This window comes from Roseovarius sp. AK1035, from assembly GCF_003288315.1.
Taxonomy (GTDB): Bacteria; Pseudomonadota; Alphaproteobacteria; order Rhodobacterales; family Rhodobacteraceae; genus Roseovarius; species Roseovarius mucosus_A.
This window is the reverse complement of the sequence record NZ_CP030099.1, coordinates 2,255,642-2,280,112: the sequence shown is the minus strand read 5'-3', so window position 1 is coordinate 2,280,112 and position 24,471 is coordinate 2,255,642. Positions and strand designations below refer to the sequence as shown.

Genomic DNA, 24,471 nt, shown 5'->3' with positions numbered 1-24,471 from the left:
ACTCAAATTCAATATGCTAATTTGAGATAAGAGTATCTAATGTCCTTGCCGCCTGATCATCTCGTCACGCTCTCGGCCATTCTGCAAACCGGCAGTTTCGAGGGCGCAGCACAGGCCCTCGGCCTCACACAATCGGCCATCTCTCAGCGGCTCAAGGTGCTGGAAACCCGCGTCGGCGCGCAGCTTGTCCATCGCACCACCCCCTGCACCGCCACGCCGGCCGGTCAACGCCTTGCCGCCCATGCCGATCAGATTGCCCTGCTCGAGGCGCGCCTTCGCGAGGACCTCACAGGTCTTGCCCCCGCACCGCAAACCCGGCTGCGGTTGGCGGTCAATGCCGACAGCCTCGCCACATGGCTGCCGCAGGCTTTGGCCAGCCTGCCCGATCACCTCTTTGATCTGGTGATCGACGATCAGGATGTCTCGCATGACCGGCTCTTGCGCGGCGAGGTTCTGGGCGCGCTCACCACCCGTGCCAGCCCCCTGCCCGGCTGCGATGTCGTCGCACTCGGGCTGCTGCGCTATCAGGCCGTCGCCAGCCCCGATTTCATCGCCCGCCATTTCGCGGACGGGATCACGCCGGGCCGTCTTGGTGTAGCGCCCATGTTGCAATTCAACAGCCACGATCAGTTGCAACATCGCTGGATCACGCAGGCAACCGGCGTCACGCTCAGCCCCCCCTGTCACCGGCTTCCCTCGTCCGAGGGGTTCGTCACCGCAGCCCGTCTTGGCATGGGCTGGGGCATGGCCCCCGAAGCGCTCTTGAGCGACGACCTGGCGCGCGGCACACTCCACCTTCTGCGCGCCGATTGCCCGCTCGACACGCCGCTCTATTGGCAATGGAGCCGGTTGCTCGGCACGGCACTCGCGCCTGTGACCCGCGCTTTGCGTCGTGGCGCGCGGCGTAGCCTGCGCATGCCGCAGGACCTTACAAAATCACGGGAGACTCTGTAAGGTCTGTAATCTCGGCCAAGGCCCGCTCGACCAGTTCCGGCCCCGCGCCGGGCCGCGAAGCACCTTCTGACAAGTGCCGCCGCCACGCCCGCGCGCCCGGTTTTCCCGCGAACAGCCCCAACATATGCCGGGTGATCTGGTTCAACCGCCCACCGCTTGCGAGATGCGCCTCTATATAGGGGAGCATGGCGTGCACGGCACCCTCTGGTGTGGTGTCTGGACCAGAGGTGCCAAAAATCCGCCGATCCGCCGCACACAGAATATCCGCAGGCTGATGATAGGCGGCCCGCCCCACCATAACACCGTCAAGCCCCTGATCAAGCAGGCTAACCGCTTGATCCAATGATGTAATTCCGCCGTTGATCGAGATGTGGAGATTGGGAAAAAGCATCTTCATCCGTTGCACCAGATCGTAATCCAAGGGTGGAATATCGCGGTTTTCCTTGGGGCTTAGACCGTCAAGCCAGGCCTTGCGCGCATGGATTTGCACCCGCTGCACACCCGCCGCAACGACATGTGCCAGAAACTCCGGCAACACCTCCTCTGGGTTCTGATCGTCCACCCCGATCCGACATTTAACTGTGACTTCAACAGGTTGCGCCTCGCGCATGGCCACGCAACAGGCGGCCACAAGGGCCGGTTCCGTCATCAGGATCGCCCCGAACCGCCCCGATTGCACCCGATCCGACGGGCACCCACAATTGAGGTTGATCTCCGCATAGCCCGCCTGCGCCCCCATCCGCGCCGCCTGCGCCAACTCCGCCGGGTCCGATCCCCCCAGTTGCAAAGCAACCGGATATTCCTCGGGACTATGCTCCAACAAATACACCGCTCCCCCCCGCACCAAAGCAGGCGCGGTGACCATTTCAGTATACAGCAATGTCTGCCGACTGAGCAGCCGGTGCAGGTAACGGCAATGCCGATCCGTCCAGTCCATCATCGGTGCACAAGATAGACGCGCTGCCGCGGCGGCTGCGTTTCTAGGCATTCATAGGTCTCCTCGGGCCCGCCATCTTTTACGACTCACCAGCAGTGTACACCATACGCATACGGCGGATGACCTGCCACCCTGCCCCGAACGAAGACAGGCGAACGGCGGTAAGTGCGCGGGGTCTGAAGTGGGCAAAGGTCATTGTCTGCCTGGTGGGTGTGTCCGATCCTCCAGAAAGCAGGCCCAGATGGCTTTTCACTCCGCTATTCAGTTTCCGGACATTGAGAGCGCATCGGTGTCTTGATTTCCTACCGACAGAACGCGACCGAGGAACTCACGTATCAGCGCTGCGATTTCGGCAGCGTGCGTCTCCAACGCAAAATGTCCCGCATCCAGCAGATGCACCTCGGCGTCCGGCAGATCACGCCTGTAGGCTCTTGCGCCCGCAGGAATGAACGCCGGATCATGACGCCCCCAAGTGGCCAGCAATGGTGGACGGTGCTGGCGGAAATACGTGTGGAAATCCGGATAGAGCGCCACGTTGGTGCGGTAATCGCGGATCAGGTCGAGCTGGATTTCCTCTGCGTCGGGCCGCGCCATGTAAGCGATGTCGAGTTCGTATCCATCGGGCGCAAGACGCTCGGGATCGGCTCCGGTGCCGTATTGCCAGTTCCTGATCGTGTCGGGGGATAGCGAAGGTCGGCAGGCCTCGCGGTTGGCGTCACTCCCGTCGCGCCAATAGGCCTCCCACGGTCCCCACTGGTCGCTGAAACCGTCGGTATAGGCGTTGCCGTTCTGGCTGATGATCGCAGAGACCCGTTCCGGGTGACGCATCGCGAGGCGCAAACCTACCGGCGCGCCATAATCGAAGATGTAGAGCGCGTATCGATCGAGCGACAGGGCTTCCGTGAACCCGCCGATCACATCGGCGAGCCGGTCGAAGGTGTAGGTGAACGTCCCGCGCGGCGGTGCCTTGGTCTGCCCGAAGCCAGGCAGATCGGGGGCAATGAGCCGATAGCGATCAGCCAGAAGCGGCATCAGGTCGCGAAACATGTGGCTGGCCGTCGGGAACCCGTGCAGAAGCAGGATCACCGGGGCATCGGCTGGGCCTGCCTCGCGATAGAATACGTCGACATCGCCGATCTGTCGGGATCTGTAGCGGATTTGCGCAGGGGTGGTTGTCATATTGGGTTTCCTTTCTTGGTTTTGACCGGGTTTGTCCCTAGGGTAAGTGCCTCGTCTCGGGCACTTCATGGCCGATCAGCGGGCGTCAGGCTTGGCCGGGAATGCGAGCGATGACCTTGATCTCGAAATCGAAACCGGCGAGCCAGTTCACCCCGACCGCCGTCCAGGTCGGGTGGGGAGCCGCCGGGAAGTAGCGGTTCTTCACCGGCATGATCGCATCGAACTGCGTGTCAGGGTCTGTGTGGAATGTGGTCACGTCGATGATGTCGTCGAAGCTTGCCCCCGCCGCCGTCAGCACGGCGTCGAGGTTTCGGAACGCAAGGTTAACCTGCTTCGCGAAGTTGGGCTCGGGCGAGCCGTCAGGAAGGCTGCCGACCTGCCCGGAGACGAACAAGTGATCGCCGGAGCGAACGGCAGCGGAATAGCCGTGTGCCTCGTAAAGCGCGTGTCGGTTTTCGGGGAAGATGGAGTTTCGGTTGGACATGGATCACTTCCTTTGAGGGCGAAGATGTTTGCCGGTTGCAAAAAGGGGGTGAAGGCGCGGCGTCGACGCCGCGCCGCCAATCGCCTAGCCCGTGATGAAGGCCAGCAGGTCGGCGTTCAGCACGTCGGCGTTGACCGTCAGCATGCCGTGCGAGAACGCCGGATAGGTCTTGAGCGTGCCATTGGGCAGCAGTTTGACCGCCTTTTCGGCCGAGGCCGCAATCGGAACCACCTGATCGTCCTCGCCATGCAGGACGAGCGTCGGCACGGTCATCGCCTTCAGGTCCTCTGTCTGATCGGTCTCCGAGAAGGCCTTGATGCCGTCGTAATGCGCCTTGGCGCTGCCCATCATGCCCTGCCGCCACCAGTTCTGAATGACGCCCTCGTGGACCGTCGCACCCTCGCGGTTGAACCCGTAAAACGGACCGGCGGGCACGTCGCGGAAGAATTGCGCGCGATTTCCGGCGAGAGCCGCGCGGAAACCGTCGAAAACCTCCATCGGCGTGCCCTCGGGGTTCGCGTCGGTCTGCAGCATCAGCGGCGGGATGGCGGCGACGAGAACGGCCTTGGCCACCCGGCCAGCCGGTCCACCGTGCCGCGCCACGTAGCGCGCGACCTCACCGCCGCCGGTGGAATGGCCGATGTGGACCGCGTTGCGCAGGTCCAGCGCCTCGGCCAGGGCAAAGGCATCTGCGGCGTAGTGGTCGATGTCGTGGCCGCTGTCGACCTGCTCCGAACGGCCATGTCCGCGCCGGTCATGTGCCACCACCCGGTAGCCCTTTGAGAGAAAGAACAGCATCTGCGCGTCCCAGTCGTCGGAGCTGAGTGGCCAACCGTGATGAAAGACGATCGGCTGGGCGTCGCGCGGACCCCAATCCTTGTAGAAAATCTGCACGTGATCGTCGGTGGTAATGTAGCCCATGGAAAGGTCTCCTGATGGCAGGTCGAGAGGTGTGGGTTCGGCGGCATGAGCGGCGCCCAGTTGAAGGCCGGCGCTCGCGGTGAGTGCGGAGCCCGCGAACAGGGCGTCACGACGATTGAGCGTCAGGCGCGGTTGACGACTGGAAGACATGGTTGAGCTCCTTTCGTTGCCCAAAGGGCGACCGGACCACGTGCGGAATGTCGCGAATTGGCTTTGGTCAGGCGACCTCGGTTTGGGTGATTTCCGTTTTCGCGGCTCATTGCGTGGCGAGTGACGGGAATATCTTCGTTGTGGGCCGTCTGCGTTAGTCGCGATCGGCTTGCATTTCTTTCAACGAATCGTTGAAGCTGGGAGTATGGAAACTCTTTCGAATCTTGAAGCGTTTGTACGAAGCGCAGAGTGCGGCAGCTTTTCCGGGGCTGCCCGCATACTTGCCCTGACGCCAGCCGCGGTCAGCCGCAGCGTCGCCATGCTGGAGCGTAATCTGGGCGTCCGGCTGTTCCACCGTTCGACGCGCGGACTGAGGCTCACCGAGGCGGGGGAAAGCTTTCTCGCCTCGGTGGGAGAACCGCTCGACAGGCTTCAGGGCGCCATTTCAGCGGTCACCGCACAGGGGCCGACGCCCGCTGGTACGCTCAAGCTCAGCATGCCGCCTTCGTTCGGGCTGGCGCATGTGTTGCCGCTCCTGCCCGGCTTTCTTGCGCAATATCCTCTGATCCGGGCCGAATGGCATTTCGAGAACCGCGTCGTCGATCTGGTCACGGAAGGGTACGATGCCGCCATCGGCGGCGCGATTGAACGCGCGCCGGGGACGGTCGCCCGCAGGCTCGCGCCGCTCCACGTCGTCGCTGTCGCCTCGCCAGCCTATATGGCGGGCCGACGCGGTCCGACCGATCCGGCCGGGCTTGCCGAATTCGACGGAATTGCGATGCGTGTCCTGCGAACTGGTCGTATCCGGCACTTGATCATGCGCAACAGAGCCGGACAAGAGATGGAGGCAGCGCTTAACGAAACTGTCGTCGTGAACGAACCAAGCGCGATCCGCGAGGCAGCAAAACTAGGGCTTGGCATCGCCCTCCTCGCAGTGGCCGAGGTCTTGTCGGACCTCGAGGACGGTCGCCTGATCCGCCTTCTCCCGGACTGGTACGCGGACGACGGCGGGATTTCGGTGTACTACGCCTCGCGGAGCTTTCTTCCGGCCAAGACACGCGCCTTCATCGACTGGATTGATGCAGCGTTCAAGGAACAGCGTCTTCCCGAGCGATTCAACGGTTAACCGCTCCGGCACTCGTCCGCTCGCGTCCGGAGATGACCTCGACCCATGAACGGTTGGCGCGCCAAGTCGGGCGCGTGGCTGGAAATCATACGCCTGTTTCTCGAAACACGGCGCGAATGACCTCTACAACATGTTGGACGGCAGTGTCGCGGTTCTGCCGGGCGTGCCAGGCAATGTGCAAAGGAAAACCATCGACCGAAACCGGCGGTTGGTGAAACACGAGATCGAATTCGACCTTCGTTGCCACGCTCTGCCGGGGAAGCATGGCGATCAGATTGGTCTCTGCCAGCACCCTCGGCACAAGCTGGAAGGAGGGAACGGTGAGACCGACGCGGCGTCGCCGCCCGGAGGCCGCCAATTGCGCGTCCAGCGGAGTCCGGAGATCGCCCTGACCAGATACGACGACATGCGGCCAGGCCAGCCAGGCATCTATGGTGAACCCGGCAGCGGCAGGATGATCGCGTCGCATGGCAACCACGTAGTCGACGTCGATCAACTTTCGAATCTCGATGTTCTCGATCTCGCGATCCAGGACAGCGATGGCGATGTCCGTCGCCCCGTCCAGAATTTCGCGCGTCACGGCCTCTTGGCCCTGCCACGGCTTGAACACGATGGTGACGCCCGGCGCAGTCCTTGAGATATCCTCGATCAAGGGGCACGCCAGCAGGGTGGCAGGATCGTCGGCTGCAGTGATGCGGACCACGCGTTCGATCCGGTCCAATGGCACCTCTCCGCGATCGATCAGAGCATCCACCTCCGACAGGATGGACCGCAACGGCGCGCGCAGTGTCTGTGCCAAGACCGTGCGGGTCATGCCGCCGCGCCCACGCTCGAGCAAGGGATCACCGAACAGGTCCCGGCATCTTTGCAGGGCGCTCGAGACGGCAGGTTGCGACATGTTCAGGCGATGCGCGGCACGGCTGACATGCGCCTCGTCAAGCAGCGCATCAAGGACGACAAGAAGGTTCAGGTCGATGCCACGTAAATTCATAAAACAAATAATAAGTTATCTTTTATATCCATTGGAAGAATTTTTTACGCTGAACCATCTTCGGATCATTCCCAAGCCGAAGGAGGCTCCCATGACCCAGACTCTCATCCTGCTTTTTCACCCCGACCTCGGGAGATCGAAGGCCAATGCAGCCCTGCAAGCCGCCGCCCGCACTGTCTCAGGTGCGCAAGTGGTGGACATGTCGGCGCGTTATCCGAGCGGCGTTATCGACATGCATGCCGACGGCGAAGCCGAAGCGCGCGCGCTTCTGGAAGCCGACCGGATCGTTCTACAGTTTCCGATCCAGTGGTATTCGACGCCCCCTCTTCTGAAGGCCTGGCAGGATGCCGTGCTGACGCGTATGTACTACATCCATGCCGCGACAGAGGGTGACAGGCTGGCCGGCACGCCGCTGATGATCGCCGCAACGGCGGGCAATGCGCCTGCGGCCTACGGTCGCGACGGTGCGAACCACTTCACGATGGATGAACTCATGGCGCCGCTCAAGGCGACAGCGCTGCGCTGCGGCCTGCCGTGGCATTCTCCGCATCTGGTGTTCCGGGCCGACAAGCTGAAGTCTGCGGAACTGGCAGCCGCCCAGGAAAGCTATGTCCGCGCCCTGAAGGACTTTATCGCGACACCGACCATCCTCGATCAGAGGGCGGCCTGAACCATGACAAAAACGACCCACGACACCCTCGCCGAGCTTCGTCTCGGCACGCCTGCTCCGTTCATTGCCGCAGCATTCAGCCTGCCCGCACTTCTCGCCGTTCAGTTCCTTCTGGCCGGGCAGGCGCTCTTTGCCGGGCTGCCTTGGGACCTGCACGGCGCATTTGGCGGCGTCATTGCGATCCCGGTCTTTACGCTCCTCTGGTGCTCCCTCATCGTGCGGCGTCTGAGAGGGTTCGGATGGTGGGCCGGTGTGATCGGCCTCCTCTACGCGCTCCAACTCGCGCTGGCATCGTTCGGCTCTGGGGCTCTTGCGCTTCACCCTTTCAACGCGGCGCTCTTGCTGACGGCCTCACTTATCGTCCTGTTCAAGGTCGAGCGGCGCCGTTCCGCACGGGCCATCAGAGACTGACCCATGCACAACTTCTAACGAAAGATCCCGCGCACATCCGGTACGAGCAGCCCTCATGAGCCGATCCGGAACCGCCCATCGGAGAAAATCCGCATGTTTTCGAGCTTTTACAGTTGTTGCTTGCCGTTCGGACCCGGGCTGACCTAAGTCGCATCCGAAAAGGCCGGGCAAGAGGGCCCCAGCCAAGAAGAAACCCAAGCATCTTGAGGTGGCGATATGAGGATTCTTTTGGTCGAAGACGAGCCTCGGCTTGCTGAATCTTTGCGAAAGGTCCTCGAACGTGAGCGGTTCATCGTGGATCACGCAAGCGGAGTGGAATCCGCACGGGAAGCCAGCAAGCTTGGAACGTTCGATCTGGTCCTGCTCGACAGGTCTTTGCCCGATGGCGAAGGCCTCTCGTTGCTGCCCTCTTTGCGGGCTGACAACCCTGGGATCCACGTCATCGTCCTCAGCGCACGCAACGGCGTGAATGACCGTGTCGCGGGCCTTGACGGCGGCGCGGACGATTACCTCACCAAACCCTTTTCCATCGACGAGATGCTCGCCCGCATCCGGGCGGTCTTTCGCCGTCCTGCGAAACTGGCCCACGCGACAATCCGTGCCGGATCGCTCGTTTTTGACCTCGCCTACGAGGAAGTGGAGGTGGACGGCGCTAGGATCGACCTGCCGCGGCGCGAATTGCGGGTCCTTGCGGCGCTGATCAAGCGTCGCGGGCGCACCGTGCAGCGCGAGGCACTGGAGAACGCGGTTTTCGGCTTTGACGACGAAATCCAGTCCAACACGCTCGACTCTCATATCTCCCGTCTGCGTCGGAGATTGACCACAGCTGGCGCTAGGATCGAGATCCACGCCATTCGCGGGGTCGGCTACCTGTTGCGCGAAGCCCCATGACGCGGTCGCCGTCGCTCAAGCGACCACTGATCGTCTATCCGCTGGTCTTCCACTTCCTCACGCTTCTTGTCTCCTTCGCCATCCTGATCGCAGTCGCGCTCCGCGTCGACAGCGGCGGGCCCTACACCGATGAACAGATCATCCCGATCATCGCGCAAGCGGTGGAGCGCGATGCCACAGGCGGCCTGACCGTCGTGATGACGCCGGATCTGGCCGACCTGCGGGGCAAGGCGCCAGACCTTTGGTTCGTGGCCGAGGACGACGGGGGGGCGAGCGTGGTCTTCGGTAGGGTGCCCGAACATTACGCGTCTCTGCTGGGCCGCCTGAGCGACCTGTCCTATGCGCAGATGCGTGACCGTGTCGCGCCCCACGATCTGGCAGCGGTGATCCGGAGGGAGAATACGGACATAGGCACCCTGACCATCCTTGGACATGGTCCGCTGTCGGAACTGGGTTTTATGGTGGTGTTTGCGACCAACACGATCATCCTGCCGATCTTCATCTTGCTGACGCTGACCTCGCTGGTCGTCACACCCTGGATTGTCAGACGATCGCTCGCAGGCGTGTCGCGTATCGCGCGGGAGGCAGAGGGGATCAACGCGGACAGCCGAGGGCGCCGTCTGAGCGAAGCCTATGTCCCGCAAGAGATCGCGCCGCTTGTGCGGGCGGTGAACGACGCCCTGCGCCGCCTTGACGACGGATACGAACGCCAGCAGCGGTTCATCGCGTCGGCCTCGCACGAACTGCGCACGCCCATCGCCGTTCTGGCGAGCAAGGTCGATGCGGCCGACAGCACGGCCGTCCGGGCCTTGGCGCTGGACGTGCAACGGCTCGCGACCATGACTGAACAACTTCTCGACCTGCACCGCCTTGAGAACAACCGCCAAGACGAGGCAATCGACCCTGCGGAGGTTGGCCGACGCCTTGTCGGAGATATGGCACCGCTCGTCATCGCCAACGGAGGTTCCATCTCGCTTGATGTCCTGGGCAACGAACCCTGTATCGGCGACGCGGCAGCGTTGGAGCGCGTGCTGATGAACCTTGTTCAGAACGCCATCGATCACGGCGGGACCAATGTTGTCGTCCGCGTTCTTGGGACGGCCTTCGAGGTCGAGGATGACGGCCCGGGTATACCGCCCACCGAGCGTGAGCGCGTCTTCGAGCCCTTTCACCGCCTTCGACCACGCACCACCGGGAGTGGCCTCGGCCTTAACCTCGTGCGGGAGGTCATGGATCAACATGGCGGCCGCGTGGAGATCCGAGATGCGCCCGGTGGCGGCACAGTCTTTCGCATTGATCTGGGCACCGTTTAAGGCATGGACGGGTGCGACCGTCCATGCCACGACCGACCGCTTTCGAATGTCGGGGAAGGGCCGCTTTTGACAGAGAGCGGCAATACAAGAAAACGCCTCTCGCTGCGCATCATTGCGCCTGAATGGAAGGCAGAAGCTCTGTCTCGCACCAGGTCCGGAACGTCGTCGGCGTCGCGGAGCGATCCTTGGGGCACGCCGCGTTGTCCATCCCCTCGTTCTTGGCGGTCATCATCTCGACATAGCCTTGCGCCATGCCCTCTGACGCACCCATGCCGCGCATCATGCCGCCGAAATCCTTCACTGACATCTCGTGGAATGCGATCTCGCGGCCGAGTACGTCGGACAGGACCCTCGCCATCTCTTCAAAGCTCAGGTCCTCTGGTCCGCAAAGCGCAAGCTCCGCGGCGCTGTCCCAGTCTTGTCCGATCAGCAGCCGAGAGGCGATCGCGGCGACATCGGCCTTCGCGACATGCGGAAGTTTCAGATCGCCCGGCGTTGGCTGGTAAAATGCGCCCTGCTCGCGGATCGGACCGATTTGACGCGCGATATTGTCCATGAGCGAAGCACAGGCAAGCGAGCGATAGGCTACGCCGGTGGCAGCGATCATATCGTCCATGGCAATACTTGCGGCGGCGAGGCCTGCGGGCTTGGGCCATCCGCGCCCGAGGGCCGAGACGCCAACGATATGGCTCACTGACGATCCGGGCAGCGCGGTGCAAAACGCGCGTGAGAAGTCGACATAGGCGTCTTCGGGGGTCTTCGCGCGGACTGATCCTGGCGGCAGCCAGAACACCGCCGAGACTCCATCAAGTGCCCGTGCAATCGCGCCACCGTCGGCGTGAGAGCCTTCGACGATATCGACCCGGCCTCGCGTGTCCGCGTCGAGCTTTGAGGCATCGCGCAAGATAACACGGACCTTTTCCCCTGCACCCAGAACGTTCGACAGAACGCGGGCACCGATATCACCAGTGGGGGTAGTGATCAGGATCATGGTATTTCCTTTTTCATTTGACACTTGACCATCTACGCAAACCGCTCGGACTTTCTATGCTTGCAAATCCGCATTTTTATAGCCATCGTCCGGATCGTCATGGATACATTGTCCGGAATTGTCGCTCTGCTTCAGCCTCACGATTGCGTCGCGGCCGGATTTGACGCGGCGGGCGATTGGTCCATCCAGTTCGAGCGCCATGTCGGGTTGAAGTGTAACTCTGTCATCAAGGGTGGATGCTGGATCACCGTGGACGGTGGTAAGCCGGTGTGGCTGGATGCCGGGGATTGCGTGATCCTGCCGCATGGATTGCCGTTCATTATGTCAGCGCGTTCCGTCAGCCATGGAACCGATGCCAATGAAATTTATGCGCCCGTCGCACATGGCGGCACGGCCAGCTATGGCGGCGGTGGAGAGTTTTTCATGGCCGGAAGCCGTTTCCTGCTCTCGGGGCCAGCCGCCGAGATGCTTCTTCCGTCCCTGCCCCCTATTCTGGTCGTCAAGGGGGGCGAAAAGGGAGAGGTGCTGGCGTGGGCGCTCAACCGTATCGCGCGCGAGTTGCGCGCGCCGGAACCGGGCAGCGCATTGACCATCGCACATTTGTCCCACCTCATTCTTGTGCAGGCACTTCGTGTGTTCCTCGCTCAGGACCATAGCGGCGTTACCGGTTGGCTTGCCGCACTTTCAGACCTCAACATTTCGCGTGCGGTTGCTGCCATCCATGCCGAGCCTTCGCGATCCTGGACGGTGGCTGGTCTGGCCGCCGAGGCCGGGCTTTCTCGAACAATATTCGCCGAACGCTTCCGGCAGATCACCGGGCGAACGCCGCTTGGATACCTGACCCAGTGGCGCATGTTGCTGGCCATGGACCGGCTCTTGGCGTCAAACGCAGCTTTGGCGAGGATCGCATCAGACGTCGGCTACAGTTCGGAAAGTGCCTTCGCGGCAGCGTTCAAACGTGAGACGGGTCATTCCCCAAGGCGCTACGCACGCGAGGCGCGCAACGGGACATCCCGTTCGGCACTGCGCCGTTATTGCGCGTCAAACGATTGACATGACAAAGGGAACTGCACGCTCGCCCGCAGAACGCATCCATGCTCACGGTTCGATAGCCGACGGTGTTGTGATATTGTCGGGTGGAATGTGGGGCTGATGCCAAAGCTCATGGGTCTGGTCACCGATGAAATGGACGCTTCTTGTCTAACCGCAAAGAAGAAGCGCCAGTGGGGCGTCCAGCAACCGAAGCAGCGGGGCGCATTTTCCCGGGAATTTTCCGGCCTTGAGGTGTCTTCATCCAAGTTAGCGGCCGGACCTTGGCGCAAGGAGCGCTAGACTGTTCTGTCAGCCTGAGGGATTATCCGCGGTCTCGCAGGTCCCCTCGGTTCCGGCGCCGCACATGACCCTGCCGAAACGGCGGCCGACATGGAACTTGCGATGCGGACCTCACCGGCGTACCGCCACTTCCAGCGCTTCGCCCAAGATATCCAGCCCGTGCGTGATCTCCGCATCCGTCGCCGTTAACGGTGGCGCGATCCGAAAGACTGCGCCCATGGCGGGTACTTTGACGATGTTCATGCTCAAACCGCGTTCCATCGCCGCCTCGGCAATCCGGTCGCCCATCTCGAGGTCAGGTACGCGGCTATTTCGGTCGGTCACAATCTCTAGCCCAAGCAACAAGCCGCGTCCGCGTACGTCTCCTATGCAGTCGTGGCGCTGCTGCAACGCCAGCAACCCGTCGCGCAACAAGGCCCCGGCCTGTGTCGCCCGCGAGATCAGCCCGTCGCGCTCCAGCACGTCCAGCACAGCCAGCCCCACGGCAGCCGGCAGAGGGTCAGAAACATGTGTGGTCAGGAAGATGTACCCGCGCTCGTGCGCTTTCTCCTCGATCTCCCGGCTGGTCATCACCGCCGACAGCGGCAGCCCCGCGCCCAATGTCTTTGACAGGGTCAGGATATCCGGCACAACCCCGTCCCGCTCGAACGCGAACATTGTGCCGGTACGCCCCACCCCGGTCTGCGCCTCATCAAGGATCAGCAGCATCTCGCGCTCCTCGCACTTGCGCTTTAACGCGGCAAGATAGCCCTCAGGCAACTCGATGATCCCGCCCGACGACAGGATCGGCTCTGCGATAAACGCCGCAAGGCTGCCCGTCGACTGCGCATCGATCAGCGCAAAGGCGTCGTCCAGCTCTGTCTGCCAGTCAAGGCTGCCATCGTCATGGGTGAAGCGCGGCCGATAGGCATGCGGTGCGGGGATCGCGAAGGAGCCGACCGTCACCGGGCCGTACCCTTTGCGCGCGGCACTGTAGGTGGCCGAGGCCGCAGCCCCCGTCATGCCGTGCCAACTTTTGGTAAATGCCACGATCTCGTGCTTGCCTGTGACGCATTTCGCCAACCGGATCGCCGCTTCATTGGCTTCGCCACCCGTCGACAGCAGCAGTGTCTTCTCCAGCCCCGGCACCATGCGGCCCAGCCGGCTGCATAGCGCGACCACCGGCTGTGAGAGCATGCCGCTGAACAGGTGATCCAGCCGCCCTGCCTGCTCGCGAATGACCCGGACCACCTCCGGGTGCGAATGCCCCAGCACGGCACTCATCTGCCCCGAGGTGAAATCCAGGATAGGCTTGCCGTCAGTGTCATAGACGAAACACCCCTCGGCGCGGTCGATGATCCGCCGTTCGAACACCGGGCCGTAACGCATCACGTGGCTGTCCACATCGGACCAAAAGCTGGAGTGTCGGTTCGCGTCGGGCATTTCGTTGTTCCTTCAATGAAATGAGTCTCGACGAGACCTAACGCAGATCGACTATTGAGTATAATTCATTCCATTGCATCCCGAATCAAGAAAGTCTCATATGCCCGATCTCGACATCGCCCTTTTGCGCAGCTTCGTCACGGTCTCCCGATCCGGCTCCATGCGCGCCGCGGCTTTACGCATCGGACGTACGCAATCAGCGGTCAGCCTGCAGATCAAGCGGTTGGAGGACCTCGTGGGCGAGGAGCTTTTTCACCGCACCGGGTCCGGCGTCACTCTTACAGTGGCGGGGGAGCGCTTCTTTCCCGGAGCCGAACGTGTCCTTGCCGCCCATGACGAAACGCTGGGATCGATCAGACAGGACGGTCTCTGCGGTTCAATCGTCTTCGGCTGCCCCGAGGATTACCTGACCGCCTTCTTCCCCGACTTGCTGCGGCGCTACGGTGCCGCGCATCCTGGTATCGAGATCGAGGTGATCAGCGCCCCCACTGTCGAACTGCGGCCTCTGCTGCAACGCCGCCGCATCGACCTCGCGATCGTGTCCTTGCCAGACACGGCGGACCCGTCCGACATCATCCGCTATGAACCGCTGGTCTGGATCGCGTCAACCGACGCGCCAGCCTTGCTGCAGGAACCGATTTTACCGCTTGCCCTCTCCGCACCCGACTCGCTCGACCATATCGAGGCACGCCGCGCGATGGATGCCGGTTCCCGCCCCTATCGCGTGGCCCACGCCAGCAACGGGCTTGCGGGCCTGCTGGCCATCGCCCGCTCCGGCCTCGCGGTCAGCGTGGCGACCCGCGCCGCCGTGCCCAGCGACCTTTCCATCATCACCAACGGATTGCCTCCTCTGCCCAAACTCGGCATCTCGCTCGCTTACGCGTCCGCACGCCCATCCCCCGCGAGCCGCTCCTTTGGCCGCTTCGTCGCGCTGAACCTGACGTAGACAAATTCTGATTTCTTTCGCGCAAAGACATCGGTGAAGTCGGAAATCGCTGAAGCCTTGAGCGCCCGTTCGACCATCCATGATGGAGAGAGATGAGCCCACCCCGTGAACGAAGGCGACGTGGATCTCGGCTGAATTCCCCGTCTAGGTGGACCGCACCCATCGGGAAAACAGCCCTTGCAGATAGTGGAACGGGCGCATTCGGGCTTTAGGCGCCGTCGCCCGTTCCACGCGTTCAGTCTGATATGATCCAGCCCTAATTGGCGCATGACCCGCTTCGTTGGGCGACGTCCAGCTCTTCAGTTGGCGTCACAAGCGCGGTCAACGGGGTGGATCACGCCCAAGAGCCTGACGACGTCAGCACTCGCTTCGGGTTGGATCGCGGTCGCAGCGTTGCTCGCGCGCCCGATCAGACATGATCTGGGCATTAAGCGCGGTCTCGCTGGTCAGATTCTGCAGATGGGCCCTCTTTAACCTTTCTGACGAAGAGCTGTCGTCCTGCATACACCCGGCCACCAAGACCGTGACTGCTGCCACGACCAAGAGGCGCGTCGTCGTTCGATGACACTGTGACAATGAGATATCTCGCATCTTAATTCCTTCCGGAGTTCTGTGTACCTGTTTGCGGCGGCGGTCCGCACCGCTGCGAACCCCCGTCGCTGCGCAAGGTGCCGACGAAGATTGCGTGAACATGGCGTAGTTGAGAAAATGGCTGCCATCGTTAAGGTCCCTTGGCGTCAACTGGCAGTCAGGAGGGTGGGGTCAGCCTGATAGGCGTGCGGTCAGTCCTTGGGATCATCTGAGCCGGTGCGTTCTGATGGTGTGGGGTCAGACGTCTTGAGCCGCTTGGGGAGGTGGAACGTCAGGCCCCGGCCGTCGCGGGCCGTTTGAACCAAGACCGGATCACGGGTGCCAGCCATTGCTTCAGCGGGCACACCTTGGCGCTTTTGCTTGACGCACAGCTACAGGGGCAAGATTTCTCGGAGCCGTGGATCGGCGCAGGTATCCTGTTGACCGCGCTCGGTCGTGGTGGCGACGACCTGACCCCGGAAAGCGCAGCGCGGTTTTCCTTCTTCGATGTGGATTACACATCAATCCGAAGCCCGATCCTCGTGGCTTGCGGGGCCGAGGATCATCCGCACGTCACGCCGCGCGGCCCTGAATGGCATGCCGACGCCTTTACCGACGCGCCGGGAGCCAATGCGCTGCTGATGATCGCAGGTGTGGGCCACGGCCTTGGCGGTATCGCCGGTCTGGACGCAAAAGAGACGGAGGCCGAAGCCCCCGACGCGCATGACGCGACGCGGCGTCTGACGTACGCCTAGCTGTCGAAAAGCCTCGGCATCGAGGCAGAGACATGGAACAAGGATCGAATGGCCTTGAGTGACGCCACCGCAGATTTGGCAACTCTGGCCGAAAAATCAGCCTCTCAGGCGGCGTTGATCTCGGGCATCTTCACATCGGCCAGCTTGCGTTGCTGGGCCATGATTTCGATGTAGGACAGGCCGGGGTTCGCCTCGGCCAACATGCCGACCTTCATCCAGAATTCGGCCTGAGCGTTGATCGAACGGCACATGACGGTGCTCGACTTACGCAGTTCCTCGTGCAGTTCCTCTGCGATCTTCACGATGCCCATCCGGATCACTCCTTTCAAACAATATGCGAATCATATACGAAACGCATACTGACTGTGATGATCCGTCAATCGGGCGGCGTCGGCAAGAAGATTCACCAACAAAGAAGGGACACCGGGTGGCCACTTACATCAACGTCCCTGTCGCTCCGCCCGCGCAGAGCGCCCGGCGGACGGAACGCATCAAGCTCTACGGGCCGGATGCCTTTGCGGGCATGCGTCGCGCCGGGGCCCTGACCGCCCGATGTCTGGACGAGATCGCCGCCCTTGTCCGGGACGGAACGCCCCTGTCCGAGATCAACACCTTCGTGCTCGACTTCGCCGCGACACATGACGCCCGACCGGCCACTTTGGGCTACAAAGGCTATGAATACGCCTGCTGCACGTCGGTCAATCACGTGGTGTGTCACGGTGCCCCCACGGCGCGAAAGCTGCGCGCGGACGATATCGTGAACGTGGATGTGACGCTTGTCCTTGACGGCTGGTATGGCGATGCCAGCCGGATGTACGCCGTGGGCAAACCCAAGATCGCCGCCGAGCGGCTGATCCGTATCGCGCATGAGGCAATGATGCGGGGCATCCGGGCGGTGCGTCCCGGCGCGCGGTTGGGTGACATCGGTCATGCCATCCAGAGTTACGCAGCGTCGCAGCGGTGTTCCGTCGTCCGTGATTTCTGCGGTCACGGCATCGGGCAAGTCTTTCACGACTCGCCGAACATCCTGAATGTCGGCAAACGGAACACAGGACCCGAACTTCGGGAAGGGATGATTTTTACCGTGGAACCGATGATCAACCTCGGACGGCCTGACGTGAAGATGCTTGCCGACGACTGGACCGCCGTGACGCGGGACAGGTCATTGTCGGCGCAATTCGAGCATTCGATCGGGGTTACAGCGGAAGGCTTCGAGATATTCACGCTCTCGCACCAGGGGCTGCATATGCCGGGGGTCGATCTGGCGGCTGCACAAACCTGAGCGATCAGAGCTCTTCGTCGGACTGCACCGCGCGGTTGCCCATTCCCTACTCAGAAAATTCATGGAGCATCATCCCCATGCAACCTTCGCCCGTCATCATCGCCCGACTGTTGGCCGTATCGCTTGGATTCGCAATGACATCACCCGCGAGCGCCCAAACAGGCAGCGATTTGGACATAGGGGAAAGCATGCCGATTGAGGAAGAACTGACCGCATCGGGCCCGACTGGCCCCCTCAGGGGAACCTTGACCCTACCGACCGAGCATGGGCCGCTTCCGGCGGACGTGCCGGTGTTTCTGGTCGTGCCCGGTTCCGGGCCAACGGACCGCGACGGCAATTCGCCCCTTGGCATCGCGGCGGCGCCATACAGACTGCTTGCCGAAGCACTGGCCGAGCGGGGCTACCCATCGGTGCGAATCGACAAGCGCGGCATGTTCGGATCCGAGGGTGCCATTTCGGACCCGAACGATGTGACGATCGCAAGCTATGGCGACGATCTTCTTGCCTGGACAGCCGCCATCAGGAAGCGGCTGCCCACTCAGGACGGCACGCGCTGCGTCATCCCGATTGGGCACAGCGAGGGCGGGCTGGTCGCCTTGGCCGCCATGGCGCGCATCCCGGACGCCTGCGGGGTGATCTTGATCGCCAGCATCGGCCGGGCCTTGGACGAAGTGATAGGCGAGCAGCTGCGCGCCAACCCCGCCAACGCGCCTTTCCTGCAGGAGGCCGAGGCGGCAATGGCCACGCTGAAGCGTGGCAATCGGGTCGATACGGGCACCATGAGTCCCGCACTTCGGCCCCTTTTTGGCGCAGAGGTCCAAGGCTTCTTGATCGACGCAATGTCATACGACCCTATCGAATTGGCAGCCCGTGTAGAGGTTCCCATGCTCGTTCTGCAAGGCACGCGCGACCTGCAGGTCAGCGTGACGGATGCTCGCATGCTGGCAGATGCCAAAGCTGATGCGACCCTCGCATTGCTTCCTGACGTCAATCACGTCCTCAAGACCGTGGCATCCGAAGACGCTTCGGCGAACCTCGCGACTTACACCAACGCGGCCATTCCGATTGCTCCCTCGGTCGTGGATGCAGTTGCGGATTTCGTTCAAGGGATCAGGCAAGACTAGACCCACGAGAAGCGCGGAGCAGTCGCGCTCAACGCGTCGTTCTGGAAACTGGTAGAAGCATGATCATGCAAAGGGTTTCCTCTCGATCTCCGAAAATCGCTGATTGCAACATGCTTCAGGCAACTCCGAAGCTTACTGATACAGATCACGCGCTCGAATTCGCCGGCGTTCGCGCCGGTCCGCTTTTTCGCGTGGTCCACCAGACAATCGCAGTGATGACGACAAGCCCGGCGCTCGGCACGAGGTTGGCGGGGGTTCCGGCGATCTCACCACGGCTGCTCAGGTCGCCCCCCAGGTCGAGATGGAGCGTCGTGGCCAGAACCAGGGCGCTGACGTTGTAGACCGCGTGCAGCACGACGGCGACCTCAAGGCCCCCCGTTCTCCAGGTTATGGTGGCCATCGCACCGAAAAGCACGAGATACGAGCCAAGAATGTAAGGGGCCAAAGTACCGTGAAAAAGCGAGAACAAGACCGTCGTGACGCCGATACCGAGCATTGCACCGGACAGAGATTCACGTGTCCAACTGCCAACAACCCGGAACATCAAGCCACGAAGCCCGTATTCCTCACCAGCGGCCGCCAGCGGGGTGAGCGTCATGCCGATGATGAAGAACGCGACCAGGTCCGCCGTGCTCCATGGGACTGTGTCACCGGGTGTCAGAAGAAATCCGACTGACATGACGATGAGGAGCAAGGGGCCGAATACAATCAATGCGCGACCGAACACCCCAAACCTGAATCGTCCTGCCACCGAATGCAGGGAGCGGGCGGGAATTCCATAGAGCCAGCGCTGTAGCAGCATGCTGTATGGAATGAGCAAAGCCAAGGACAAGGCCCCCGCAGCGTGCATCAGAGGCGTGAAGCCTGTCCGCCCGAGAAGCTGGGTGTCGATGGCCGAGGCCACGGCGAGGCACACTTGCGCGAAAAGAACGAGACCCGCAAATAGCAGGATGATCGCGACGATTCCTCGGACGATCTTCCGTTTTTCGTCCGCGTAGACGCGATGGTATTCCAAGTCGGCAGGAACCCGCGGTGTGCGTACCATCTCGTCAGGTTCCAGGAACCAACTCTCACGTTTGCGACGCATTCTCTTCCTTTCTTCAGTTCACCCACGGGGAACGTAATGCCGCGCCCTACGCAATCGCGGCCCGCTTTGGGTTCTGCGGCTGATGTCCTATGCGCAGTGGAAACCCGTTCGAGCACCCCTTGCATGCCAAGCACGGCCCTAGTGGAAATCTGCGTTGATACCCGTATCCAGATCCTGCCCCCTTCGCCAAAACACTTGGAAAGCATTCAACATCGAGCTTTGGCCAATCATTACAGGAGGGCCCGACCTTCAGATCTCAGAGCCGCTTCACAAAAAAGAGCCTCGCCTCGTTCATAGGATAACCGTCGATCCGGCCAAATTCGCTGTAGCCCAAGCGCTTGTAGAACTCAGGTGCCTGAAACGAGAATGTGTCGAGCCATATGCCGTCCATCCTTCGCAGGCGTGCTTCCTGCTCGATGCGCGCCATCAACTGGCCACCGACCCCCTTGCCACGGCTCTCCTCGGTTACTGCCAAGAGCTCGACGAACACCCACTTCAGATCAAGCGAAAAACGGGCAGCAAGACCACCGAGGTAACGACCGTCTTCATGCGCCTCGAATAACACCGTCTCGGACTTGAATGATTTCCCGATCGCCTTGGAGTGAAGATCAAGAAGCGCCAGAATACGGTCGCGTGCTTCACCTTCGGAACCTTCGGCAGGGCGGATCTCGGTCATTGTGATATCCTTTCGTCAGTATTTGGTCGAACTAGGGAGATGGTTGCACCGGCAACCGGGGCTGACCTCGAGCCCGGTCCAGTGGGCAGCAAAGGCCCACATGTCGGAGAACTCTGCGATAACCATGTTAGTTGGCTTGCCGGTCCCGTGCCCGGCGCGGGTTTCCACGCGCAGAAGATGCGGCCTGTTTCCGATGTCGGCGGCCTGCAACGTGGCCGTATATTTGAAAGAATGCGCCGGAACGACCCTGTTGTCCGTATCCGCCGTCGTGACAAGAATTGCAGGGTAGCGCGCACCCTCGCGGATTGTGTGGAGAGGCGAATACGACAGAAGGGTTTGGAACTCTTCTTCGACGGCAGGGCTGCCAAACTCCTCAACCCAGGTGGCGCCGCTTGTAAAGCGATCAAACCGCAGCATGTCGAGCACCCCCACCCCCGGCAGGGCTGCGGCGAAGAGGTCCGGTCTTTGATTGACGACGGCGCCGATCAGTAACCCGCCGTTCGACTCTCCATGGATCGCGAGTCCATCAGCGGGCGTGATGCCTTGGTTGATCAGATACTCACCGGCAGCGATGAAGTCGTCGAACACGTTCTGCTTGTTGGCGCGTCGGCCTGCATGGTGCCACGCTTGGCCGTACTCGCCACCGCCACGAATATTCGCCACTGCGTAGACGCCGCCCTGCTCAACCCAGGCCATGGCGGCGGGCGAGAAATGTGGCACCATGCTGATCGCGAAGCCGCCATAGGCATTCAGCATTGTCGGCGCCGGACCGTCAATGTCTTTGCGCCGAACAACAAAGAGTGGCACCCGCGTGCCGTCCTGCGAGGTGTAAAAATGCGGCTCGACCGTGATCGTGTCGAGATCGGTTGCGATTTCGGGTTCGGCCCAGACCGTCGTGCGGTTTGCATCGACGTCAAGACGCAGGACGGTCAGCGGCGCATCAAAACTGGTGAAGGCGAAGAAGGCCTCGTTCGCACCGGGACGACCACGGACGATGCCGGTGCTGCCGGGCCCCGGCAGCGGGACTGTGCCCTCGAACGTTCCATCTAGATTGTAAAGCTCGGCCTGCGACTGGACATCGATCGTGTAGGACAGCAGCAGCCGGTCACCCAGCATCGCGGATCCACCTTCGCGCAAGACTGCATCGGGCCGTTCCGGGATCATTTCCGAAAACCCGGGCTGCGCCTCCGAGAGGTCCATCGTTACAATCCGACCCCGAGGCGCATCCTTCTGCGTTGCAAAGAAGAGTTTCGTGCCGACGTTGCCCAGCAAGAGCCAACGATCATCGTAGCTTTCGATGATGGTATCAGGCGCGGGATCGGCGGAAGACAGGTCCGTCACCGTGACCGCAACGCCCCCCGTCAGCGCGGACGTGTAGACGATCAGGTAACGGCCATCCGGCGTGACATCGACAGAATGCAACAGGGCTTGTCCCGCCGTCGCCGCATGGATCAGCTGATCTTCCGACTGGTGCGACCCGAGTCGATGAAAATAGACGGCATGGCCTTCGACGCCGGCGCTAAAGGCTGCCCCTGCCTCGGGTTCGGGAAACCGGGAATAATAGAACCCCGAACCATTGGGATGCCAGGCGATCGTGGTGAACCGTGCCCATTCCACCGTGTCGTCCAGGATCTCGCCTGTCGATGTGTTGATCACCCGAATGGTCCGCCAGTCCGATCCGCTGTCCTGCATGGCAAATGCCACGAACGTGCCATCGGGCGAGGCGGCCCATTCGGCCAGCGCCACGGTGCCATCCTCTGACCAGGTATTCGGGTCGATCAGGATACGGTTCGCGCCGTCAGCCCCTTCACGCACCAGAAGTTGCGCCTGGTTGTCGAGCCCGCCGTTGCGCGTGAAGAAGTAGAGGCCGCCGCGCTCGACCGGTGGGGTCAAAGTTTCGTGGTCGAACATCGCCGTCAGCCTGCGATGAAAGACATCCCGCCCGGAAAGACCCTCGAGATAGGGCGTTGAGACGGCATTCTGCGCCGCAATCCATTGCGCGACCTCGTCATCCTGGCGCGGATCGTTTTCCAGCCAGCGGAACGGGTCGGCGACGGTGACGCCGAAATGCAGCTCTTCGGTATCGGTCTGACGTGTGTCCGGATAGGTCATTGGCATATCATCCTCTGCAAAGGCGGGGGCGTTAGACAGGAGCAGCGCCGTGGCGGCAGCGCCAAGAAGGTGCTGCGTCACCGAGAGACGCCCCTGTCGCTTGGACATCTCTTGTCGCAATCGGCGGATGGATATGCGCCCGGCGGGCCGGCTGCTTCGTGCTGTCATGGTGATGTTTCCTTTTTTCCTTTCGGACGCGCTGGCCCGAGTGGGCTGCCGCCGTCAGGCAACGGCGTCGCAGATGGGGAGTGTCGCGGCGGCCCGGATCGCCGAAAGGATGCGGGCCGTTGCCTCCTCAGACGTCACGTGCATACCGGCGTTGATCACGGCCGCGCTGATCTCTTCGTCCACCAGGCGCATCGCTGCTGTGATGGCAGCGGCGCAGAGCCTGACCTCGAAATCGTCCGCAGTCCGCGCCGCACGGTCAGCGACGACGCCGATTAGCTCCATCTCCGCCGCATGACAGGCCATGAGCCAGGCAGAGCGCAGGGCCGGTTCGCGGTGCAGGATCGCGAGGATCCGGACAGCGGCAATGCTGTCGCGGACGAAGGCATCGTCAGAGATGAATGCCGTCATGGATCGGGCCAGGAATTGGTCGATGCTTTCGGTTTTCGGCCATTGGCCGAGCAGTGCCGCGAAGCGCAATTCGCTGACTTTCAACACCGGCTCGACGCAGGCTTCCTTGGATCGAAAGTATCGCCAGACAGTTCGCGTCGAGATGCCAGCCGCGGCGGCTATGTCGTCACCGCTGGTCGCATCAAAGCCCTTCTCCCAGAACAGCCTTGCTGCATGTCGGGATACGTCGAGCCGCGCGTCCTCTAGTCTCGATCCGTCTGTCACTCTGTGGCCTCCGTTCCCTCACGAGGGTGCCAGTGGGTTGTTTTTTCGTCGGGCAAGTGAACAGTTTCGCAACATCCACACCAGCCATGTCACTAAGTGACACGAGCACTAGATGTCACTTAGTGACAGTGAGCGCAAGAGGGTAGCTGTTCTTTTGGCTCGCCAGGCGCCACCATGATCACTGACTAAGCCAGATCATGCCCGCAGGCTGCGAGAACCCCCGGATTGGGCGATCCCGAAGTGCTGGTGGGTACAGGTGCTAGGCACTGGTGCCCAAGGCTGGTTCTGCCGATGCAGTAAGCAGCCAACTTCTGAAATCTCGCATGGCAGGTGTAGGCGGTCGGTCCGCAGGCCATGTCAGGCAATACCTACTCGCAGACACCATCGTCGAGAACGGCTGAACCAACCGCCCATCCGCAATGCGGTTTGTGAACATTTCCACCGGTAGGAGCGCCACGCCCCCGCCATCCGATGCAATCTCGGCCATGGCGAGCGAGGAATCGAATATCGGACCGGTCAGCGGTGGACAGAGTGCCCCTGCCTCTGCAAACCAGCGCGGCCATTCATCGCTGCGATAGCTCCGCAGCAGGACCTCGCGGCTGAGGCTTTCAGGGGTCGTCAGATATTCGGCCATCGACGGCGCACACAGCGGTGCGAGCGGAGCCTCAAGCAGCACGTCAGACTCAAGCCCGGTCCAGGAACCGCTGCCATAGCGGATCGCCATGTCGAGCCCCTCGCGCAGGATCTCGACGCGGTTGTTGTTGGTCGAAATGCGAAGGTCAATCGACGGATGCTCCTGCCGGAACTCAGGCAAACGCGGCCAAAGCCAACCGACGGCAAAGGTCGTGACAACACCGATCTTCAACGTCTCGATGTGGCGATGTCCGGTAATGCGGTCGAGCGTTCGCGCCATTGCGTCGAAGCCGTGTTCCAGAACAGGGTACAGCGCCCTGCCCTCATCGGTCGGCACCAATCCGCCGGATGCGCGCACGAACAATGTGACGCCGAGCCGATCCTCGAGCCGTGCCACCTGATGGCTGACCGCGGCTTGGGTGACGCGCAACTCTATGGCGGCGCGGGTGAAACTACCCTGCCTATAGGCCGCCTCGAACACGCGGAGTCCGTTCAGAGGCAGGTCCGGGCGATCCATCGGCATTACTCCAGCTAATGCCAAGTGTGATACTTTGTCGTTTGATGGCCGTGAAGCAGCAAACTAAGGGGTGCGGCGTGACATCCATTGATGTCTCGTAAATTCCAGACCTTGATGGTCGCCCGTCATCACTCGCCTTGAGCAGGCGACGAAGCGG

At 61.9% G+C, this 24,471-nt stretch carries 24 protein-coding genes; 11 read left to right on the top strand and 13 right to left on the bottom strand.

Translation table 11 applies throughout. The features are described from left to right. Nucleotides 1-39: 39 nt before the first annotated feature. The gene (locus RAK1035_RS10915) at nt 40-954 is read left to right on the top strand and encodes a LysR family transcriptional regulator ArgP (RefSeq protein ID WP_008280039.1); all 915 of its coding nucleotides are present in this window, start codon (nt 40-42) and stop codon (nt 952-954) included. Here RAK1035_RS10915 and dusA read toward each other — a convergent pair. From dusA to RAK1035_RS10895, 4 genes are all read right to left on the bottom strand, one after another. Then, on the bottom strand, nt 929-1,942 hold the full coding sequence (dusA, locus tag RAK1035_RS10910; protein ID WP_037297159.1) for a tRNA dihydrouridine(20/20a) synthase DusA: 1,014 nt from the start codon (nt 1,940-1,942) through the stop codon (nt 929-931). The two genes, RAK1035_RS10915 and dusA, sit on opposite strands and share 26 nt — an antisense overlap. Nucleotides 1,943-2,152: 210 nt before the next feature. Further along, nucleotides 2,153-3,070 (bottom strand): alpha/beta fold hydrolase, encoded by a 918-nt coding sequence (locus tag RAK1035_RS10905; protein WP_008280037.1) that lies wholly within the window; start codon nt 3,068-3,070, stop codon nt 2,153-2,155. Between the two features lie 85 nt (nt 3,071-3,155). Next, nucleotides 3,156-3,554, bottom strand: a complete 399-nt coding sequence (locus RAK1035_RS10900; protein ID WP_008280036.1) for a RidA family protein — start codon at nt 3,552-3,554, stop codon at nt 3,156-3,158. Between the two features lie 84 nt (nt 3,555-3,638). After that, on the bottom strand, nt 3,639-4,625 hold the full coding sequence (locus tag RAK1035_RS10895; protein ID WP_232279163.1) for an alpha/beta fold hydrolase: 987 nt from the start codon (nt 4,623-4,625) through the stop codon (nt 3,639-3,641). Nucleotides 4,626-4,830: 205 nt separating this feature from the next. Here RAK1035_RS10895 and RAK1035_RS10890 point away from each other — a divergent pair, with 205 nt between their 5' ends. Then, a complete protein-coding gene (locus tag RAK1035_RS10890) occupies nt 4,831-5,751 on the top strand; it encodes a LysR family transcriptional regulator (protein ID WP_008280034.1) in 921 nt (306 codons plus the stop codon). 85 nt (nt 5,752-5,836) lie between these two features. Here RAK1035_RS10890 and RAK1035_RS10885 read toward each other — a convergent pair whose 3' ends face one another. Next, on the bottom strand, nt 5,837-6,742 hold the full coding sequence (locus RAK1035_RS10885) for a LysR family transcriptional regulator (RefSeq protein ID WP_008280033.1): 906 nt from the start codon (nt 6,740-6,742) through the stop codon (nt 5,837-5,839). A gap of 91 nt (nt 6,743-6,833) precedes the next feature. Between RAK1035_RS10885 and RAK1035_RS10880 the strand changes: the two genes are divergently transcribed. The 4 genes from RAK1035_RS10880 to RAK1035_RS10865 all read left to right on the top strand — a co-directional run bounded on the left by RAK1035_RS10880 (nt 6,834) and on the right by RAK1035_RS10865 (nt 10,027). After that, nucleotides 6,834-7,412: an NAD(P)H-dependent oxidoreductase gene (locus RAK1035_RS10880; protein ID WP_037297157.1), complete on the top strand. Its 579-nt coding sequence runs from the start codon at nt 6,834-6,836 to the stop codon at nt 7,410-7,412. A 3-nt stretch (nt 7,413-7,415) separates the two neighbouring features. Beyond that, nucleotides 7,416-7,823, top strand: coding sequence for a DUF6220 domain-containing protein (locus RAK1035_RS10875; RefSeq protein ID WP_008280031.1), 408 nt, complete (start codon nt 7,416-7,418; stop codon nt 7,821-7,823). A gap of 216 nt (nt 7,824-8,039) precedes the next feature. After that, entirely contained in the window at nt 8,040-8,714 is a 675-nt protein-coding gene (locus tag RAK1035_RS10870) for a response regulator transcription factor (protein ID WP_008280030.1), read from the top strand. Beyond that, on the top strand, nt 8,711-10,027 hold the full coding sequence (locus RAK1035_RS10865) for a sensor histidine kinase (protein ID WP_008280029.1): 1,317 nt from the start codon (nt 8,711-8,713) through the stop codon (nt 10,025-10,027). The genes RAK1035_RS10870 and RAK1035_RS10865 overlap by 4 nt, the downstream gene beginning before the upstream one ends. 109 nt (nt 10,028-10,136) lie before the next feature. Here RAK1035_RS10865 and RAK1035_RS10860 read toward each other — a convergent pair whose 3' ends face one another. Beyond that, nucleotides 10,137-11,018: an NAD(P)H-binding protein gene (locus RAK1035_RS10860; RefSeq protein WP_008280028.1), complete on the bottom strand. Its 882-nt coding sequence runs from the start codon at nt 11,016-11,018 to the stop codon at nt 10,137-10,139. Nucleotides 11,019-11,117: 99 nt separating this feature from the next. Between RAK1035_RS10860 and RAK1035_RS10855 the strand changes: the two genes are divergently transcribed. Next, the gene (locus RAK1035_RS10855) at nt 11,118-12,071 is read left to right on the top strand and encodes an AraC family transcriptional regulator (protein WP_008280027.1); all 954 of its coding nucleotides are present in this window, start codon (nt 11,118-11,120) and stop codon (nt 12,069-12,071) included. A gap of 390 nt (nt 12,072-12,461) precedes the next feature. Here the strand turns inward: RAK1035_RS10855 and RAK1035_RS10850 are convergent, their stop codons facing one another. Further along, the gene (locus tag RAK1035_RS10850) at nt 12,462-13,772 is read right to left on the bottom strand and encodes an aspartate aminotransferase family protein (RefSeq protein WP_037297154.1); all 1,311 of its coding nucleotides are present in this window, start codon (nt 13,770-13,772) and stop codon (nt 12,462-12,464) included. A gap of 100 nt (nt 13,773-13,872) precedes the next feature. Here RAK1035_RS10850 and RAK1035_RS10845 point away from each other — a divergent pair, with 100 nt between their 5' ends. Then, nucleotides 13,873-14,718, top strand: a complete 846-nt coding sequence (locus RAK1035_RS10845) for a LysR family transcriptional regulator (protein WP_008280025.1) — start codon at nt 13,873-13,875, stop codon at nt 14,716-14,718. Between the two features lie 854 nt (nt 14,719-15,572). Next, nucleotides 15,573-16,043: a hypothetical protein gene (locus tag RAK1035_RS10835; RefSeq protein WP_008280024.1), complete on the top strand. Its 471-nt coding sequence runs from the start codon at nt 15,573-15,575 to the stop codon at nt 16,041-16,043. Nucleotides 16,044-16,147: 104 nt separating this feature from the next. On the opposite strand, the gene RAK1035_RS10830 is transcribed toward RAK1035_RS10835, so the two are convergent. After that, entirely contained in the window at nt 16,148-16,354 is a 207-nt protein-coding gene (locus RAK1035_RS10830; RefSeq protein ID WP_008280023.1) for a ParD-like family protein, read from the bottom strand. A 116-nt stretch (nt 16,355-16,470) separates the two neighbouring features. On the opposite strand from RAK1035_RS10830, the gene map reads away from it, so the two are divergent. Together map and RAK1035_RS10820 are read left to right on the top strand one after the other, a co-directional pair. After that, nucleotides 16,471-17,325 carry a type I methionyl aminopeptidase gene (gene map, locus RAK1035_RS10825; protein WP_269724450.1) on the top strand — a complete coding sequence of 285 codons (855 nt, stop codon included), beginning with the start codon at nt 16,471-16,473 and terminating at the stop codon, nt 17,323-17,325. A 188-nt stretch (nt 17,326-17,513) separates the two neighbouring features. Continuing rightward, the gene (locus RAK1035_RS10820; protein ID WP_008280020.1) at nt 17,514-18,449 is read left to right on the top strand and encodes an alpha/beta hydrolase family protein; all 936 of its coding nucleotides are present in this window, start codon (nt 17,514-17,516) and stop codon (nt 18,447-18,449) included. Between the two features lie 145 nt (nt 18,450-18,594). Here the strand turns inward: RAK1035_RS10820 and RAK1035_RS10815 are convergent, their stop codons facing one another. From RAK1035_RS10815 to RAK1035_RS10795, 5 genes are all read right to left on the bottom strand, one after another. Beyond that, nucleotides 18,595-19,536, bottom strand: coding sequence for a CPBP family intramembrane glutamic endopeptidase (locus tag RAK1035_RS10815; RefSeq protein WP_008280019.1), 942 nt, complete (start codon nt 19,534-19,536; stop codon nt 18,595-18,597). A gap of 256 nt (nt 19,537-19,792) precedes the next feature. Beyond that, nucleotides 19,793-20,212 (bottom strand): GNAT family N-acetyltransferase, encoded by a 420-nt coding sequence (locus RAK1035_RS10810; protein WP_008280018.1) that lies wholly within the window; start codon nt 20,210-20,212, stop codon nt 19,793-19,795. Between the two features lie 15 nt (nt 20,213-20,227). Next, nucleotides 20,228-22,492, bottom strand: a complete 2,265-nt coding sequence (locus RAK1035_RS10805) for a prolyl oligopeptidase family serine peptidase (RefSeq protein WP_198133567.1) — start codon at nt 22,490-22,492, stop codon at nt 20,228-20,230. A gap of 54 nt (nt 22,493-22,546) precedes the next feature. After that, nucleotides 22,547-23,164 carry a TetR family transcriptional regulator gene (locus tag RAK1035_RS10800; RefSeq protein WP_050775731.1) on the bottom strand — a complete coding sequence of 206 codons (618 nt, stop codon included), beginning with the start codon at nt 23,162-23,164 and terminating at the stop codon, nt 22,547-22,549. A gap of 259 nt (nt 23,165-23,423) precedes the next feature. Continuing rightward, nucleotides 23,424-24,320: a LysR family transcriptional regulator gene (locus RAK1035_RS10795; protein WP_008280015.1), complete on the bottom strand. Its 897-nt coding sequence runs from the start codon at nt 24,318-24,320 to the stop codon at nt 23,424-23,426. Nucleotides 24,321-24,471: the final 151 nt, after the last annotated feature.